General features: G+C 52.6%; 19 protein-coding genes. 10 read left to right on the top strand and 9 right to left on the bottom strand.

Annotation, left to right across the window (positions count from 1 at the left end; genetic code table 11):
• Positions 1–58: 58 nt before the first annotated feature.
• The 5 genes from minC (at position 59) to HMPREF3066_RS12585 (ending at position 3,266) form a co-directional block, all read left to right on the top strand.
• On the top strand, positions 59–763 hold the full coding sequence (gene minC, locus HMPREF3066_RS10840) for a septum site-determining protein MinC (protein WP_039406010.1): 705 nt from the start codon (positions 59–61) through the stop codon (positions 761–763).
• Positions 764–790: 27 nt separating this feature from the next.
• Positions 791–1,606 carry a septum site-determining protein MinD gene (gene minD / locus HMPREF3066_RS10835; RefSeq protein ID WP_039406013.1) on the top strand — a complete coding sequence of 272 codons (816 nt, stop codon included), beginning with the start codon at positions 791–793 and terminating at the stop codon, positions 1,604–1,606.
• Between the two features lie 3 nt (positions 1,607–1,609).
• Positions 1,610–1,885 (top strand): cell division topological specificity factor MinE, encoded by a 276-nt coding sequence (gene minE, locus HMPREF3066_RS10830; RefSeq protein ID WP_003742768.1) that lies wholly within the window; start codon positions 1,610–1,612, stop codon positions 1,883–1,885.
• A 3-nt stretch (positions 1,886–1,888) separates the two neighbouring features.
• Positions 1,889–2,809 (top strand): hydrogen peroxide-inducible genes activator, encoded by a 921-nt coding sequence (locus tag HMPREF3066_RS10825; protein ID WP_049226127.1) that lies wholly within the window; start codon positions 1,889–1,891, stop codon positions 2,807–2,809.
• A 178-nt stretch (positions 2,810–2,987) separates the two neighbouring features.
• Positions 2,988–3,266 (top strand): hypothetical protein, encoded by a 279-nt coding sequence (locus tag HMPREF3066_RS12585; protein ID WP_210385717.1) that lies wholly within the window; start codon positions 2,988–2,990, stop codon positions 3,264–3,266.
• Between the two features lie 158 nt (positions 3,267–3,424).
• Here the strand turns inward: HMPREF3066_RS12585 and HMPREF3066_RS10820 are convergent, their stop codons facing one another.
• From HMPREF3066_RS10820 to rsmI, 9 genes are all read right to left on the bottom strand, one after another.
• Positions 3,425–6,364 carry a valine--tRNA ligase gene (locus tag HMPREF3066_RS10820; RefSeq protein WP_070442880.1) on the bottom strand — a complete coding sequence of 980 codons (2,940 nt, stop codon included), beginning with the start codon at positions 6,362–6,364 and terminating at the stop codon, positions 3,425–3,427.
• A gap of 135 nt (positions 6,365–6,499) precedes the next feature.
• The gene (locus tag HMPREF3066_RS10815; RefSeq protein WP_003744960.1) at positions 6,500–6,793 is read right to left on the bottom strand and encodes a helix-turn-helix domain-containing protein; all 294 of its coding nucleotides are present in this window, start codon (positions 6,791–6,793) and stop codon (positions 6,500–6,502) included.
• Positions 6,794–7,195: 402 nt separating this feature from the next.
• On the bottom strand, positions 7,196–7,690 hold the full coding sequence (locus HMPREF3066_RS10810) for a hypothetical protein (RefSeq protein WP_240594003.1): 495 nt from the start codon (positions 7,688–7,690) through the stop codon (positions 7,196–7,198).
• A 73-nt stretch (positions 7,691–7,763) separates the two neighbouring features.
• Positions 7,764–8,573 (bottom strand): zinc transporter ZupT, encoded by an 810-nt coding sequence (zupT, locus tag HMPREF3066_RS10805; protein WP_016686830.1) that lies wholly within the window; start codon positions 8,571–8,573, stop codon positions 7,764–7,766.
• A gap of 260 nt (positions 8,574–8,833) precedes the next feature.
• A complete protein-coding gene (locus HMPREF3066_RS10800) occupies positions 8,834–9,364 on the bottom strand; it encodes an alpha/beta hydrolase (RefSeq protein ID WP_070442871.1) in 531 nt (176 codons plus the stop codon).
• 10 nt (positions 9,365–9,374) lie between these two features.
• Positions 9,375–9,719, bottom strand: coding sequence for a hypothetical protein (locus HMPREF3066_RS10795; protein WP_016686828.1), 345 nt, complete (start codon positions 9,717–9,719; stop codon positions 9,375–9,377).
• Positions 9,706–10,485 carry an exodeoxyribonuclease III gene (locus HMPREF3066_RS10790; protein ID WP_003758273.1) on the bottom strand — a complete coding sequence of 260 codons (780 nt, stop codon included), beginning with the start codon at positions 10,483–10,485 and terminating at the stop codon, positions 9,706–9,708. The genes HMPREF3066_RS10795 and HMPREF3066_RS10790 overlap by 14 nt, the downstream gene beginning before the upstream one ends.
• 96 nt (positions 10,486–10,581) lie before the next feature.
• On the bottom strand, positions 10,582–10,953 hold the full coding sequence (locus HMPREF3066_RS10785; RefSeq protein WP_070442868.1) for a DUF488 domain-containing protein: 372 nt from the start codon (positions 10,951–10,953) through the stop codon (positions 10,582–10,584).
• Between the two features lie 68 nt (positions 10,954–11,021).
• Positions 11,022–11,909 carry a 16S rRNA (cytidine(1402)-2'-O)-methyltransferase gene (gene rsmI / locus HMPREF3066_RS10780; RefSeq protein ID WP_003768904.1) on the bottom strand — a complete coding sequence of 296 codons (888 nt, stop codon included), beginning with the start codon at positions 11,907–11,909 and terminating at the stop codon, positions 11,022–11,024.
• A gap of 55 nt (positions 11,910–11,964) precedes the next feature.
• On the opposite strand from rsmI, the gene HMPREF3066_RS10775 reads away from it, so the two are divergent.
• The 5 genes from HMPREF3066_RS10775 (at position 11,965) to map (ending at position 15,189) form a co-directional block, all read left to right on the top strand.
• A complete protein-coding gene (locus HMPREF3066_RS10775) occupies positions 11,965–12,312 on the top strand; it encodes a YraN family protein (protein ID WP_003760451.1) in 348 nt (115 codons plus the stop codon).
• Between the two features lie 25 nt (positions 12,313–12,337).
• The gene (locus HMPREF3066_RS10770; protein ID WP_060975677.1) at positions 12,338–12,931 is read left to right on the top strand and encodes a phosphoheptose isomerase; all 594 of its coding nucleotides are present in this window, start codon (positions 12,338–12,340) and stop codon (positions 12,929–12,931) included.
• Between the two features lie 73 nt (positions 12,932–13,004).
• Positions 13,005–13,616, top strand: a complete 612-nt coding sequence (locus HMPREF3066_RS10765) for a BON domain-containing protein (RefSeq protein ID WP_060975678.1) — start codon at positions 13,005–13,007, stop codon at positions 13,614–13,616.
• Positions 13,617–13,685: 69 nt separating this feature from the next.
• On the top strand, positions 13,686–14,300 hold the full coding sequence (locus HMPREF3066_RS10760; RefSeq protein WP_039405960.1) for a hypothetical protein: 615 nt from the start codon (positions 13,686–13,688) through the stop codon (positions 14,298–14,300).
• 109 nt (positions 14,301–14,409) lie between these two features.
• Positions 14,410–15,189, top strand: a complete 780-nt coding sequence (gene map / locus HMPREF3066_RS10755) for a type I methionyl aminopeptidase (protein ID WP_003768885.1) — start codon at positions 14,410–14,412, stop codon at positions 15,187–15,189.
• Positions 15,190–15,275: the final 86 nt, after the last annotated feature.

Genomic DNA, 15,275 nt, shown 5'->3' with positions numbered 1-15,275 from the left:
ATAGCCAAGATTTACACGGTAAACTTATACAATTAAAAAATTTTATGATTTACTCACTATGAAACCCGCCTTCGACATAAAGTCAGCCCGGCTTGACGTACTGGCTATTCACCTGCATACCGCAGACTTGACCGAACTGGAAGAATTTTTGCGCCAGCGCGCCGGTCAGTATCAAGAATTGGATATTGTTCCTTTTGTTTTAGACGTACAGGATTTCGATCATCCCGAGTCATTGGACATCGGAGCTATGCTGACCCTTTTTGCCCGTTATGGCATGCAGATTTTAGGGCTGCGCCATGAAAGTGAAAGTTGGTCGTCTTTTGCTGCACGTTATCATTTGGTTTTCAGCCGCAGCGACAAATCCGAGCCGCAACAACCCAAAATCAACCAAGAGCCTGCCCCTGTTCAGGCAACCGTCATCAATAACCCGACCGTCCTCATCAGCACCCCCGTCCGCACCGGACAGCAGGTTTATGCGGAAAACGGCGACCTTATCGTAACCGGCATCGTCAGTGAAGGTGCGGAACTCATTGCCGACGGAAACATTCACGTCTATGCACCCATGCGCGGCAGGGCGCTGGCAGGCGCGAAAGGCAACACCAACGCGCGCATCTTTATTCACTCCATGCAGGCGGAGCTGGTCTCCGTAGCGGGGATCTACCGCAATTTCGAACAAGACCTGCCCGACCACCTGCACAAAAAAGCCGTACAGGTTTCATTGCAAGACAACCGTTTGGTTATCAGCGCAATCGACACAGATTAACCGTTCCAAAATTTGAAAGGAAATATCGTGACAAAAATCATCGTAGTAACATCAGGTAAAGGCGGCGTAGGTAAAACCACGACCAGCGCCAGTATTGCAGCCGGATTGGCATTGCGAGGCCACAAGACTGCCGTTATCGACTTTGACGTCGGTTTGCGTAACCTCGATCTGATTATGGGTTGCGAACGACGCGTTGTGTATGACCTGATTAACGTCATCCAGGGTGAAGCCACGCTCACCCAGGCACTGATTAAAGACAAAAACTGCGAAAACCTCTTCATTCTGCCTGCATCGCAAACCCGCGACAAAGACGCACTGACCCGTGAAGGCGTTGAGAAAGTCATGCAGGAATTGAGCAGTGACAAAATGGGATTCGAATACATCATCTGCGACTCTCCCGCCGGTATTGAACAGGGCGCATTGATGGCACTCTACTTCGCCGACGAAGCCATCGTTACAACCAACCCCGAAGTATCCAGCGTCCGCGACTCCGACCGTATCTTGGGCATCCTGCAAAGCAAATCCCGCAAAGCCGAACAAGGCGGCACAGTTAAAGAACACCTGCTGATTACCCGCTATTCTCCCGAACGCGTCAACAAAGGCGAAATGCTGTCCGTACAAGATATTTGCGACATCCTGCGCATCCCGCTCATCGGTGTCATTCCCGAATCGCAAAACGTCCTGCAAGCATCCAATGCCGGCGAACCCGTCATCCACCAAAACAGCGTTTCCGCTGCCGAAGCCTACAAAGACGTCATCGCGCGCCTCTTGGGTGAAAACCGCGAAATGCGTTTCCTTGAAGCTGAGAAAAAAGGCTTCTTCAAACGACTGTTCGGAGGCTAAGCCATGTCATTAATAGATATGTTGTTTGGCAGAAAGCCGAAAACCGCCGCCGTCGCGCGCGACCGCCTGCAAATCATCATTGCCCAAGAACGCGCTCAAGAAGGAAAGGCTCCCGACTACCTGCCGACCCTGCGCAAAGAATTACTGGAAGTATTGTCCAAATACGTCAACGTTTCCCTGGACGACATCCGCATTTCCCAAGAAAAGCAGGACGGTATGGACGTTCTCGAATTGAACATCACCCTGCCTGAACAAAAAACGGAACAGAAAAAGGCTTAACACATGACCTTGACCGAATTGCGTTACATCGTAGCCGTCGCGCAGGAGCGTCATTTCGGACGTGCCGCGCGCCGCTGCTTTGTCAGCCAGCCCACCCTTTCCATCGCCATCAAAAAGCTGGAAGAAGAGCTGTCGGTATCCCTGTTTGACCGCAGCAGCAACGACATCATCACCACCGAAGCGGGCGAGCGCATCATTGCCCAAGCCCGTCGCGTGTTGGAAGAAGCCGAGCTGATCAAGCACCTTGCCAGCGAAGAGCAAAACGAATTGGAAGGCGCATTCAAACTCGGTCTGATTTTTACCGTCGCCCCCTACCTTCTGCCCAAGCTCATCATTTCCCTGCGCGAAACCGCGCCGAAAATGCCCCTGATGCTCGAAGAAAACTACACGCACATCCTGACCGAATCGCTCAAACGCGGCGACGTCGATGCCATCGTAGTCGCAGAACCCTTCCAAGAGCCGGGTATCGTCACCGAGCCTTTGTATGACGAGCCTTTCTTCGTCATCGTCCCCAAAGGACACCATTTCGAAGAACTCGATGCCGTTACCCCGCAGATGTTGGGCGAAGAGCAGGTCTTGTTGCTGACGGAAGGCAACTGTATGCGCGACCAAGTTTTATCAAGCTGTTCCGAGCTGGCCGCCAAGCAGAAAATCCAAGGTCTGACCAACACCCTGCAAGGCAGCTCCATCAACACTATCCGCCACATGGTTGCCAGCGGTCTCGCTATCAGCGTCATGCCCGCTACAGCATTGACCGAAAACGACCATTTGCTGTTCAGCATCATCCCGTTTTCAGGCTCCGTACCGCACCGCCGCGTCGTTTTGGCATACCGTCGAAACTTCGTCCGCCCCAAAGCATTGACTGCTTTGCGGACTGCCATCCTCAATTCCCATCTTCACGGCGTAAGTTTTGTGAAGGAATAAAAGGGCGTTGTTATAAAATTTAGATGGAGACTGATTAATACCACCTGACATTTTATCAAACAAGATTAATCCTGATTACAACCTTGTATAGTCAAAACAAAAGGATGAATTTTCAATGAATAAGATTGCATTGTCGGTATTGATGTTATTGCTTGTTTAGGGTTGCGTTTATCCAAACATGACTACACCATCATCGCAGATTGCGACAGCTTATATCTCAAGTGCGAAGTACAGTTTATTTGATTGCCATCAACTGCAAACCGAGCTTGATTCCATATCACAACGAGAATCAGTTTTAGTTGTTGCCCAAGAGCAACGCGTAAAAAACAGTGAGAAGCAGGCGACATGGTTCGAATATGGACAAGGTGACGGAGTTAAAGCCACAGAGCTTGCTAATGTGAAAGGAGAGAAGGAAGCTGTCAGAAAGGCATTAGTTTTAAAATCTTGCGCGGAATAGCATCAGAAAAATATCCACCATATTAGGAATATGCGTTAGATATTCTTTGTGATTATTTATTTCGCGGAGAGTTAAATGCTGTAAATAATCAAAAAGAGGTCGTCTGAAAACCTGAAACCAAGGTTTTCAGACGACCTCTGTAATTGTTCAACCAACAATCAGTCTTTCAACTTCGCCAACTGAGTTTGAACTTTCGCCATTTTGTCTTCTAATTCCGCCAAATCGGCTTTGTCTTTTTCCACCAAATGCGCCGGGGCTTTTTCGGTGTAGCCGGGTTTGGAGAGTTTGGCATTGAGTTTGTCCAAGGCTTTTTGCAGCTTCTCGGCTTCTTTGCTCAAACGGGCGGTTTCGGCGGCTTTGTCGATTTCGACTTTCAGCATCAGGCGTGCGCCGTTGCAGACGGCGACGGGGGCGTCTTCGCTTTCGGGCAGGGCAGCGACTTGCTGTGCTTCGGTCAGGCGGGTCATCATCGGCAGGTATTTGAGGTAGTCCGCCAGATCGTCCGCGCTTTCGACAAACAGCGGGGCTTTCACGTTGGGCTGGATGCCCATTTCGCCGCGCAGGTTGCGGACGGCGCCAATCAAATCCTGCAACACGGTCATTTGCTCGAAGGTCGTCTGAACGATTTGTTCGCGGTCGGCTTCGGGGAAGCGGACGAGCATGATACTGTCGGCGGTTTTGGCGTCGCACATGGGGGCGACGGTTTGCCATAGTTCTTCGGTGATGAACGGGATAATCGGGTGCAGCAGGCGCAGGGCGGCTTCGAGTACGCGCAATAAGGTATGGCGTGTGGCGCGCTGGCGGCTGGCGCAGCCGGTTTGGAGCTGCACTTTGGCGAGTTCCAGATACCAGTCGCAATAGTCGTTCCACACGAAGCTGTACAGGGTTTCCGCTACCAAATCAAAGCGGTAGGTTTCGTAGGCTTGCGTTACTTGCTCGATGGTCTGATTCAGACGACCTATGATCCACATATCGGGGAAGGAGTAGCCGCGCGGTTCGGTGGCGGTTGCGCCGTAGCCGCAGTCTTGATTTTCGGTGTTCATCAAGACGAAGTTGGTGGCGTTCCAGATTTTGTTGCAGAAGTTGCGGTAACCTTCGGCGCGTTTGAAGTCGAAGTTCACGCTGCGGCCCAAGCTGGCGTAACTCGCCATGGTGAAGCGCAATGCGTCCGCGCCCATGCTGGGGATGCCTTCTGGGAAGAGTTTTTTCGTGGCTTCTTCCACTTTCGGCGCGGTTTCGGGTTTGCGCAGGCCGGTCGTGCGTTTCACCAGCAGCTTGTCCAAGTCGATGCCGTCAATCAAATCGACAGGGTCGATGACGTTGCCTTCGGATTTGGCCATTTTTTTGCCGTCATAGTCGCGCACGATGCCGTGGATGTACACGTCTTTAAACGGCACTTTGCCGGTGAAGTGGGTGGTCATCATAATCATGCGCGCCACCCAGAAGAAGATGATTTCGTAGCCGGTGACCAAGACGTTGGACGGCAGGAAGGCTTTGAGTTCGTCGGTTTCAGACGGCCAGCCGAGCGTGGAGAACGGCACGAGCGCGGAGGAGAACCATGTATCCAATACGTCTTCGTCGCGGGTCAAGCCTGTTTTGCCGGCTTGTTTTTCGGCTTCCGCCTGATTGCGGGCGACGTAAACATTGCCTGCTTCGTCGTACCACGCGGGAATCTGATGCCCCCACCACAGTTGGCGTGAGATGCACCAGTCTTGGATGTTGTTCATCCATTGGTTGTAGGTATTGACCCAGTTTTCGGGGATGAAGCGTACCGCGCCGCTGTCGACGGCTTTTTTGGCTTTTTCGGCGAGGCTCAAGCCTTTGAAGTCGCTGTCGGGTTCAGGGCATTTAGGTTGTTGGTTTTTGTTGCCAAAAAATTTGATTTCTCTACCTTCAATCCTTTCCTGAATTGCTTCATGTACTTCGTACATTCGGAGGTTATCTGGATTATTAGGTTTATCCGACATCGCCACAAACCATTGACTGGTCAGCATCGGCTCAATCACTGAGCCGGTACGGTCGCCTTTCGGCGTCATCAGCGTGTGTGCTTTGATTTCGACCAACAAGCCTTGTTCCTGCAAATCGGCAACCATTTGTTTGCGCGCGGCAAAGCGGTCTAAGCCTGCGTATTTTTCAGGCAGGGCAAAGCCTTGTTGCGCTTCGCCTTTGAAGTTGAACACTTCGGCGTTTGCCAGCACTTTGGCTTCCAAGTCAAATACATTAACCAAGCCCGTGTCGTGGCGTTTGCCGACTTCGTAGTCGTTGAAGTCGTGCGCAGGCGTGATTTTCACGCAACCGGTACCGAAGTCTTTTTCAACGTATTCGTCGGCAATCACGGGGATGGTGCGGCCGGTCAGCGGCAGGATTAATTCTTTGCCAATCAAATGGGTATAACGTTCGTCTTCAGGATTGACGGCAACGGCCACGTCGCCCAGCAGCGTTTCAGGGCGGGTGGTCGCCACGATAACGGCTTCGGCAGGATTGTCGGCCAGCGGATAGCGGATGTGCCACATAGAGCCTTGTTCTTCCACGCTTTCCACTTCCAAATCCGATACCGCCGTGCCCAATACCGGATCCCAGTTCACCAAGCGTTTGCCGCGGTAAATCAAGCCCTGTTCATACAGGCGCACGAACACTTCGGTCACGGTTTCGGCGCGCACGTCGTCCATTGTGAAATACTCGCGCGTCCAGTCTGCGGAACAGCCCACGCGGCGCATCTGCTGCGTAATCGTGCCGCCGGAAACTTCTTTCCATTCCCACACCTTTTCCAAGAATTTTTCGCGGCCCAAGTCATGACGGGACACGTTTTGCGCGGCAAGCTGACGCTCGACCACGATTTGCGTGGCGATGCCGGCGTGGTCGGTGCCGGGAATCCAGGCGGTGTTGCAGCCTTTCATGCGGTAGTAGCGGGTCAGGCCGTCCATAATGGTTTGGTTGAAGGCATGGCCCATATGCAGCGTACCGGTTACGTTGGGCGGCGGCAGTTGGATGGAAAAAGACGGTTTGGTCAAATCCATATCGGGCTGGAAATAACCTTGGGTTTCCCAGTTTTGATAGTGTTTGGATTCGATTTCGGCGGGATTGTATTTGTCTAACATGGTAAAAAATGCTGTCTGTAAAAGGGTTTGCGGGCAAACGTCTGTTTAAAAAATAATTGCGGATTATAGCGCAAAAAGGTCGTCTGAAACGGAATATCGTTTCAGACGACCTTTTTGAAACAAATCGAAACGGGCTTATTTGCCTTTATCGGATTTGGCTTCTTTCTTCAGGGAAGCGTACAACTCAGGGTCACGGTTTTTCAGCAGGGAGGCAATCGCCAAATCGTCGCGGTTTACTTTTGCCAAGTCAACGCGTTCGATGTGTACCAAGCGCAGCAGCTCGCGTACAGGTTTGGGCATATTGCGGCCGGATTCGTAACGTGAACCACCGGACTGAGTTACGCCGATACGGCTCCAAAAGTCCATTTGGTTCAAACCGAGTTTTTTGCGGATATCGCGGATGTTGTCAATTTTCTCAAACGACTTCATGAAAATTCCTTTTTCTTCTGTATTGTTTGTTGATAAGCAATTCTGCTTCTCTGCAACGGGATGCGGAAGCTTTCGATACAGCCTGAATTGTTACACAAATGACAATCGGCTGTGCGATAGAAAACTATCTATACTGAATGTTTAGACAGTATATTCGAAAGAAGTTTTGTCAGATTCTTGATAATTTGCAAAAATATTTCCAAGTCAAATAATTTCAATGAAATTATTATTATAAATCAAAAATATATATTTTAAGCATCAGTAATATTTTACAAAAATAAACAATTCAAACAGGAATATTTCATTCGCAATTATTAATTCATCATAATATTTTGCACAAAAAATACGCAATAGAACCGTATTCCAATGCGTATTTTCAGCTATTCGGCCTCAAAACGCTGCCTAGCGCTTTCTCGGATAAAAGGTAATCGGCTGGACGATGGAGCGTGTCAGCTGTTTCGGCAAGGTCATCATTGCAATCATCCACACGCCCACCGTGTAACACAATATCCCGCCGTTACGCATCCCTCCCAATGCAGTACTGCCTAAAACTGCCTCCAGCATCAAGCAAACGGCGGCAGCCGCACAAGCTGCCATGCCGGCAAGAAACAGCGCATGGCGGGCATATCTGCGCAACATTTTTTTCAAAGCTGCTTTGACCAAAACGGCAGCAATCAACAGATTGAAAAAGAAAAACACGCCTGCAACCAGCCACACCGCCGAATCGTTCCATCCTTTCGCCACAGACCATCCGCCACCCTGCCGGCCAAACAGCAATCCGCCGCCACCCGCCATCATGGCAAACACATCATGAATCAATAACGACAGCGGCAATGCGGCAAAAATCAATGCCGTCAGCAAAGGCCGATAAGGTTTTTCCTGTTCGAGATACATCATGCCGTTCCAAAATCAAAAACAACGGCAATTATAGAACAATCGCTTTGCGGTATCAGCCTGAAGCGGAATCAGATCAGAAATGAAACAACACCAAACTCAGTGCAATCACCGCCATGCCGGACGTCAACCCGTAAACGGTTTCGTGTCCGTCGGAATAACGCTTGGCGGCGGGCAGCAATTCGTCCAACGCAAGAAACACCATCACGCCCGCAATCACGCCAAACACTGCACCGAACACGAAAGGCGATAAAAACGGCTTGAGCATGGTGTAGCCCAAAACCGCGCCCAAGGGTTCGGCCAGTCCTGAGGCGAGACAGGCGAGGACGGTTTTTTTGCGGTTGCGGGTGGCGAAATAAACGGGCGCGGCAATGGAAATGCCTTCGGGAATATTGTGTATCGCAATCGCGAGCGCCAGCGGCATCCCGACCGCGGGGTTTTCCAGCGTGGCGAAAAACGTTGCCAAACCTTCGGGAAAGTTGTGCGCGGTAATCGCAAACGCCGCCATCATGCCGACTCGGGCGATGTGGCGGCGTTTGTTTTCCTGAAAGGCGGGGTCGTGCGGATCGAGCGTTTCATGCGGGTTCGGCACAAGGCGGTCAATCAGCGCAATCGAGCCCATGCCTGCCAGAAAAGCCAGCGTCGCGGCGGCGAAGGCTTTGTCTTTGTCGTAAACCTGCCCGAAGGCTTCGCTGGATTTGTTGAAAATCTCCGTCAGCGACACATACACCATCGCCCCGCCCGCAAACGCCAATCCGAACGACAATACGCGCGGGTTGGGCGTTTTGGAAAACATCACCAGCCCGCTGCCCAATACGGTAAACAATCCGGCGGCAAGGGCGATGCCGAAGGCGGTGATAAGGTTGGGCAAGGCAATATCAAGCATGAAAATCGGTTCTTCAGTGAATGTAATGCCATCAGGCTAACACATATTTCCATAAAAGAGAATAGTTATTATTTTCATAAATAAAGATTAAGATGGAAAAATATTGAAACTGTCATCCCCTACCCGCTTACGCAAAGGCGGCTGCGCAGGCATGACGGCACAGACTTTTCATTTCACTTTAACGTAACAAAAAGGTCGTCTGAAACCTGATTTCCGGTTTCAGACGACCTTTTCTGCTTTAATCCTTACAAGCGTTTTACTCAACTCAAGAGCATTTCCTGCATCAGCTTCATGCCCCATTGCCAGCCGCCGAGTGCGCCGTTGAGCGTGCCAGAGTGTGGCGACAGGAGGAGGCGGGCGTTCCACAGGTTTGCCCGTTCTTCCGCCCAGTTGCGCGGCGTGCCGTTTTGTTCGGCGATTACAAGCGCGGTGCGGCAGGGGCAACGGACGCGCCGGAGGGTGTGTATTTCATCGTCGGGGAATGCTTCTGGACGCGGCGAGACGAGGATGATGTTGACGATTTTTTTCTGTGTCAGGATGTCGGTTTGGTAGAGCCACGCCAGAAAAGCGGATACGCCTGCGCCGTGTGCGACGACGGCGATGTGTTCGCCGCTGATGCCTTCAAACGCTGTTTGAATATTTGCCTGCCATTGGGCGATGCTTTGGCTGGCGGAAGCGGCAGCGGTTTGGACGACGGGATAGCTGACCTCCCAGCGGTCTATCCACATTTCCGCTTCGTCCGCGTCGCGTATCAAGAAAAGCGTCAGGTCTTCGAGTTCGAAAGTTCGCATTTCAGACGACCTATTTGAGCAAATCGTTGAGCGTAAAGGTAATCAAGAGCGCGGCAGGGACGCTTAAAACGGCACAGGTGGCGAGGCAGATCAGGATGTTGGCAATCAACCGCCAGCCTTTCCAGCCGAAACACTTGGCGGCAATCAGAAGACAGGGCAGCGAGAACAGCAGCCACACCAACGCCCAAAGCGGATTGGCGCGGGTCATTTCAACCCAGCCGGACATCCGCGCCAGCATGAATATCGTCCACACCAGCATAGGCAGTACAAACGCGGCGACTACCCATGCCGCGCCTATGCCGGTTTTACCGTTCACATTCCAATCGTATTTGCCGAAAACTTTATTGGGCAGCATAGTCGTACTCCACTACCAAAGGGGCATGGTCGGAAAATTTCTCGTCTTTATAAACATGTGCGGACACCGCTTTGGCGGCGAGTTCAGGCGTAACCATCTGATAGTCGATGCGCCACCCGACATCTTTCGCATACGCCTGTCCGCGGTTGCTCCACCAAGTGTAGCCGGGGTTGTCGGGGTAGAGCGTGCGCCACATATCCGTCCAGCCGAGCGTATGGATGACTTTGCCTATCCATTCGCGCTCTTCCGGCAGGAAGCCTGAGTTTTTCTGGTTGCCTTTCCAGTTTTTCAAGTCGATGTTTTGGTGGGCGATGTTCCAGTCTCCGCAGACGACAATATCGCGCCCCTCCGCCTTCATGGCTTCAAGCATGGGATAGAACGCATCTAAAAAACGGTATTTCAATTCCTGCCGCTCCGGCGCGCTGGTGCCGCTGGGCAGATAAAGCGAAATCACCGATAGCTTGCCGAAATCGCAGCGCACAAACCGCCCTTCCCTGTCGAATTCTTCAATGCCCATACCGATTTGCACATTGTCAGGTGCGCGTTTGCTGTACACCGCTACGCCGCTGTAACCGCGTTTTTCGGCGCAATGCCAATGGCCGTGCATCCCGTGCGGATTCTTCATTTCGTCGGACAAATCGGCTTCCTGCGCTTTGAGTTCCTGCACGCAGACGATGTCCGCGCCCGATGCGGCAATGTATTCGTAAAATCCTTTTTTGTAGGCGGAGCGGATGCCGTTGACGTTGGCGGAGATGATTTTCAGCATAATTTTGTGCTTTGGAATATTGGTTTAAGGAGAAAAAACGGATTGTAACCGATAGCGGCAAAGGTCGTCTGAAAAACAGGTTCGGACAAATCCATCCTATTCCCGATACTCAAACGCCGCACCTAAAAACTGAGCCAACGCCGAAACATGGGAACGCTGCGGATTCTTGACGGCGGTCAGCAGCCATACCCTGCCGTTTTGCTTCTCCAACTCAAGCAGGCGGGACACGGCGCGCTGTTGCACCTCGCCCTGCAATTCTTCGTGATAGCGCGTAACGAAGCCGTCGAAATTCTGCTCCGGGTTTTCATGATACCAACGGCGCAGGGCGGCACTGGGCGTAATGTCTTTGAGCCAGAGGACGGAGGCAAACTTTTTCTTCGTCACCCCGCGCGGATAAAGGCGATCGATAAAGACGGCGGTTTGTCCGTCTGCGGGGAGGTAACGATAAATGCGTTGTACGGTAAACATCGTTTTTCTGCTCCTATATCTTGGGTTCAATCAAACGGCACCGAGTCCTTTCAGACGACCTTTCACCTTCAAACGTCGTCTGAAACCCGTTTCCACTCCAACGCCAAATCGTACAAGGCTTTTTTACCCTCGCCGGTAATTTTGGCGGCAAGTTCGGCTGCCTGTTTGGTAGGCAGTTCGGCAGCGAGGATTTTCATAACGTTTTGCGCGACCTCGGGCAAGGTACCGTGTTTTTCACGGGGCGCAGGATGGAGGATGAGCACCATTTCGCCGCGCGCCTGATTGCCGTCGTTTTTCAGGGTCGTCTGAATTTCAGTAACCGTGCCGCTGAGGAAGGTTTCGAAGGTTTTGGTGATTTCTCGGGCGAGGGTCAGGCTGCGTTCGGGGAAGAGGGCCGCCATGTCGGCAAGGGTGGCTTCGATACGGTGCGGGGTTTCAAACATCACAACGGGGAAATCAGCCTGCGCCCATTTGGCAAGCAGCTTCTGCCGTTCGCCGGATTTCGGCGGTAGGAAACCGTTGAAGTAGAAATTGGGTTCGGTAACGCCTGCGACGCTCAATGCCCCCATGACCGCGCTCGCGCCGACAACGGGGACGACCTTGAACCCAGCCTCGCGCACGCGGCGGGCGAGTTTCGCACCGGGATCGCAGACGGCGGGCGTACCTGCGTCGGAGACTTGTGCGACAGTGAGGTCGTCTGAAAGATGGTTGATGATTTTGTCCGCCATTTGCTGTTCGTTATGCTCGCGCACGCTGACGAGTTTGCCCTGTATGCCGTATGCGCTCAGAAGCTGTGCGGTAACGCGCGTATCTTCGGCGCAGATAATGTCGGCTTTTTGCAGGACGGCGAGCGCGCGCAGGGTGATGTCCGCCAAATTGCCGATGGGCGTGGCGACAACGTATAATGTCCGTTTTTCAATACTGTCGGCGGCTTTTTGAAGGTGTTTTTGAAACATGGCTTTATCAGGTCGTCTGAAAACAATATAACGATATTATACGGGGTAAACTTCCATGCGTCTGAACCACAAACAAGGGGTGGCGGGCGAAGATGCCGCGCTGGCGTTTCTCCTTTCGCAAGGCTGCAAACTCGTGGCGCGCAACTGGCACTGCGCTTACGGCGAAATCGATTTGATTGTCAAAAACGGTAACATGATTCTGTTTGTTGAAGTAAAATACCGCAAAAATCAGGGTTTCGGCGGTGCCGCATACAGTATTTCGCCGTCTAAGTTATTGAAACTGCAACGGTCTGCGGAGTATTATCTGCAACAAAACGGCATGACGGATAGCGCGTGCCGCATCGATGCGGTGCTGATAGAAGGAAACCGCCCGCCCGAATGGATAAAGAATATTACAGGTTGACGATATGACGACATTAGTTGACGATATGACGACTTTACAAGAGCGCGTTGCCGCCCATTTCGCCGAAAGCATCCTTGCCAAGCAGGAAGCCGAAAAAGTGTTGATTGAGCCGACCGCTCAAGCGGCGGAATTGATGCTGCAATGCCTGATGAACGACGGCAAAATTTTAGCCTGCGGCAACGGCGGTTCGGCTGCCGACGCGCAGCACTTCGCCGCCGAAATGACCGGACGCTTTGAAAAAGAGCGCATGGAACTTGCCGCCGTCGCGCTGACGACGGACACTTCCGCGCTGACCGCCATCGGCAACGACTACGGTTTTGACCATGTGTTCAGCAAGCAAGTGCGCGCGCTCGGACGTGCCGGCGACGTTTTGGTCGGCATCTCTACCTCCGGCAACTCCGCCAACGTCATCGAAGCCATCAAAGCGGCACACGAACGCGATATGCACGTCATCGCCATGACCGGCCGCGACGGCGGCAAAATCGCCGCCATGCTCAAAGACACCGACGTACTGCTCAACGTCCCCTACCCGCGCACCGCCCGCATTCAGGAAAACCATATCCTGCTGATACACGCCATGTGCGACTGCATCGACTCCATGTTGCTTGAAGGAATGTAAGCCTTTTTTCAGACGACCCTCTTTTAAAGGTCGTCTGAAACATATCCGCCGAACCCATCATCAAGGAAAAAATATGAACATCAAACGTCATACCGCACCCGTTCTGACCGCCCTCCTCCTCAGCCTGACACTCAGCGGCTGTGTCGGCGTACTCCTCGGCGGCGCGGCAGTCGGCACCAAATCCGCCGTCGACCGCCGCACCACAGGCGCGCAAACCGACGACAACGTAATGGCCGTGCGCGTCGAAACCACTGCCCGCTCCTACCTGCGCCAAAACAACCAAGCGCAGGGTTACACCCCCAAAATCAACGTTGTCGGCTACAACCGCCAACTGCTGCTGCTCGGACAAGTCGCCACTGAAGGCGAAAAACAATTCGTCGAACAAATCGCCCGCGCCGAACAAGCCGCCGAAGGCGTGTACAACTACATCACCGTTGCCTCCCAAGAACGCACCATCGGCGACATAACCAACGACACATGGGGTACATCCAAAGTCCGCACCGCCCTTTTAGGCCTCAAACCCGCTACACAGGCTCGTGTCAAAATCGTAACTTACGGCAACGTTACTTACGTCATGGGCGTACTGACACCCGAAGAGCAAGAGCAGGTAACCCGCCGCGTCAGCACCACCGTCGGCGTACAAAAAGTCGTTACCCTGTATCAAAACTACACCCAACCCGAATAACGCAGCCCTAATCCAGAGGGCGGGAACAACATCCCGCCCGTCCCCATCCACCTTTTCACACATCGATCTATGTCCAAAAAACAAAACGAATCTTTCCAACTCAAACCTAAACACCTTATCCGCGCCGCTTTCGTCATTTCCATCATTGCCGTCGGCGCACTGATTGTTGGCGTTATCGGTACGCTCAATACCAAACCCGACACCAGCAACACCCAATCCGCCCAAACCGCGCCCAAAGACGAAGGTGTGGAAGTTTGGCGTCCGAACGGCACCGTCGAACCGAAAAAAATCATAGTAGGCTCTGAAGACGAAACAAACGAACAAGAAAAAACCGCTTCTCAAAACCCCGTTATTCCGCCACAAAACCAATCCGAAAACCGTCGTGCCAAAGCACAGCCTGACAATAAGAAAAATAAAGATAAAAACAACGACCAGCACGACCAAATACCGCCCGCGCAGACAGAAACAGCGGAAACCAAAGCCAAACCTGCCCAAAGTACCCCTGCGGATCAGCCACAGGCCCAAGCCCCTGCCCAGCCTGCCAAAACCGAAGTTCACGAAACGAAGGGCGAATCCAAACCCGCACCGCAACCCGCTCCCAAGCCGGCTCAGCCTAAACCCGCTCAACCTAAACCGGTTCAGCCCAAACCTCAGTCCAAAGATGTCATGGACAATCTGTTTTAACCAGACAACCCGCCGGCCTGCGGCCGCCTTATCCGTAATCTGCATCCTCTTCCCTTTCAGACGACCTTTGTGCCGCAACAAGGTCGTCTGAAACCATCAAGGAAACAACATGAACGAAATCATCATCAAAACCCCCGAAGAAATCGAGAAAATGCGCGAACTGGGCAAACTCGTCGCCGAAGCCCTCGACTACATCGGACAATTCGTCAAACCCGGCGTAACCACCAACGAAATCGACAAACTCGTTTACGACTACCACGTCAACGTCCAAGGCGGCTATCCCGCTCCTTTGCACTACGGCAACCCGCCCTACCCCAAATCCTGCTGCACCTCCGTCAACCACGTCATCTGCCACGGCATTCCCGACGACAAGCCGCTCAAAGAAGGCGACATCATCAACATCGACCTGACCATCAAAAAAGACGGCTTCCACGGCGACTCAAGCCGTATGTTTACCGTCGGCAAAGTCTCCCCCATCGCCCAGCGCCTGATTGACATCACCCACGAATCCATGATGGCGGGCATCGCCGCCGTCAAACCCGGCGCGACCTTGGGCGACATCGGCTATGCCTGCCAACAAGTTGCCGAAAACGCAGGCTACTCCGTCGTACAAGAATTTTGTGGCCACGGCATCGGACGCGGTTTCCACGAAGCCCCGCAAGTTCTGCACTACGGCAGGAAAGGACAAGGCGTCGTCCTGAAGCCCGGCATGATTTTCACCATCGAGCCGATGATCAACCAAGGCAAACGCCACCTGCGCATCCTAAACGACGGCTGGACAGTTGTAACCAAAGACCGCTCCCTCTCCGCCCAATGGGAACATGAAGTTTTAGTGACAGAAACCGGCTACGAAATCCTGACCATCAGCCCTGCCACCGGCAAACCCTAATCTGTCAAACCATCCCGCTTTCAAAGCAAAAAGGTCGTCTGGAAACTTGGAAATCAAGTTTGAACTGCACCCCAAAAGTTGGACAT

Source organism: Neisseria sp. HMSC03D10, from assembly GCF_001807625.1.
Lineage (GTDB): Bacteria > Pseudomonadota > Gammaproteobacteria > Burkholderiales > Neisseriaceae > Neisseria > Neisseria mucosa.
The sequence above is the reverse complement of the archived record's forward strand: the minus strand, read 5'-3'. Positions and strand labels throughout refer to the sequence as shown.

Coding starts and splice junctions, on each gene's coding strand:
- rsmI (WP_003768904.1), bottom strand. CDS start 11,909: ATGTTTCAAAAACACCTTCAAAAAGCCGCCGACAGTATTGAAAAACGG.
- HMPREF3066_RS10800 (WP_070442871.1), bottom strand. CDS start 9,364: ATGCGAACTTTCGAACTCGAAGACCTGACGCTTTTCTTGATACGCGAC.
- HMPREF3066_RS10760 (WP_039405960.1), top strand. CDS start 13,686: ATGTCCAAAAAACAAAACGAATCTTTCCAACTCAAACCTAAACACCTT.
- HMPREF3066_RS12585 (WP_210385717.1), top strand. CDS start 2,988: ATGACTACACCATCATCGCAGATTGCGACAGCTTATATCTCAAGTGCG.
- minE (WP_003742768.1), top strand. CDS start 1,610: ATGTCATTAATAGATATGTTGTTTGGCAGAAAGCCGAAAACCGCCGCC.
- HMPREF3066_RS10820 (WP_070442880.1), bottom strand. CDS start 6,364: ATGTTAGACAAATACAATCCCGCCGAAATCGAATCCAAACACTATCAA.
- map (WP_003768885.1), top strand. CDS start 14,410: ATGAACGAAATCATCATCAAAACCCCCGAAGAAATCGAGAAAATGCGC.
- HMPREF3066_RS10815 (WP_003744960.1), bottom strand. CDS start 6,793: ATGAAGTCGTTTGAGAAAATTGACAACATCCGCGATATCCGCAAAAAA.
- HMPREF3066_RS10810 (WP_240594003.1), bottom strand. CDS start 7,690: ATGATGTATCTCGAACAGGAAAAACCTTATCGGCCTTTGCTGACGGCA.
- HMPREF3066_RS10825 (WP_049226127.1), top strand. CDS start 1,889: ATGACCTTGACCGAATTGCGTTACATCGTAGCCGTCGCGCAGGAGCGT.
- HMPREF3066_RS10785 (WP_070442868.1), bottom strand. CDS start 10,953: ATGTTTACCGTACAACGCATTTATCGTTACCTCCCCGCAGACGGACAA.
- zupT (WP_016686830.1), bottom strand. CDS start 8,573: ATGCTTGATATTGCCTTGCCCAACCTTATCACCGCCTTCGGCATCGCC.
- HMPREF3066_RS10775 (WP_003760451.1), top strand. CDS start 11,965: ATGCGTCTGAACCACAAACAAGGGGTGGCGGGCGAAGATGCCGCGCTG.
- HMPREF3066_RS10765 (WP_060975678.1), top strand. CDS start 13,005: ATGAACATCAAACGTCATACCGCACCCGTTCTGACCGCCCTCCTCCTC.
- minC (WP_039406010.1), top strand. CDS start 59: ATGAAACCCGCCTTCGACATAAAGTCAGCCCGGCTTGACGTACTGGCT.
- HMPREF3066_RS10790 (WP_003758273.1), bottom strand. CDS start 10,485: ATGCTGAAAATCATCTCCGCCAACGTCAACGGCATCCGCTCCGCCTAC.
- HMPREF3066_RS10770 (WP_060975677.1), top strand. CDS start 12,338: ATGACGACTTTACAAGAGCGCGTTGCCGCCCATTTCGCCGAAAGCATC.
- HMPREF3066_RS10795 (WP_016686828.1), bottom strand. CDS start 9,719: ATGCTGCCCAATAAAGTTTTCGGCAAATACGATTGGAATGTGAACGGT.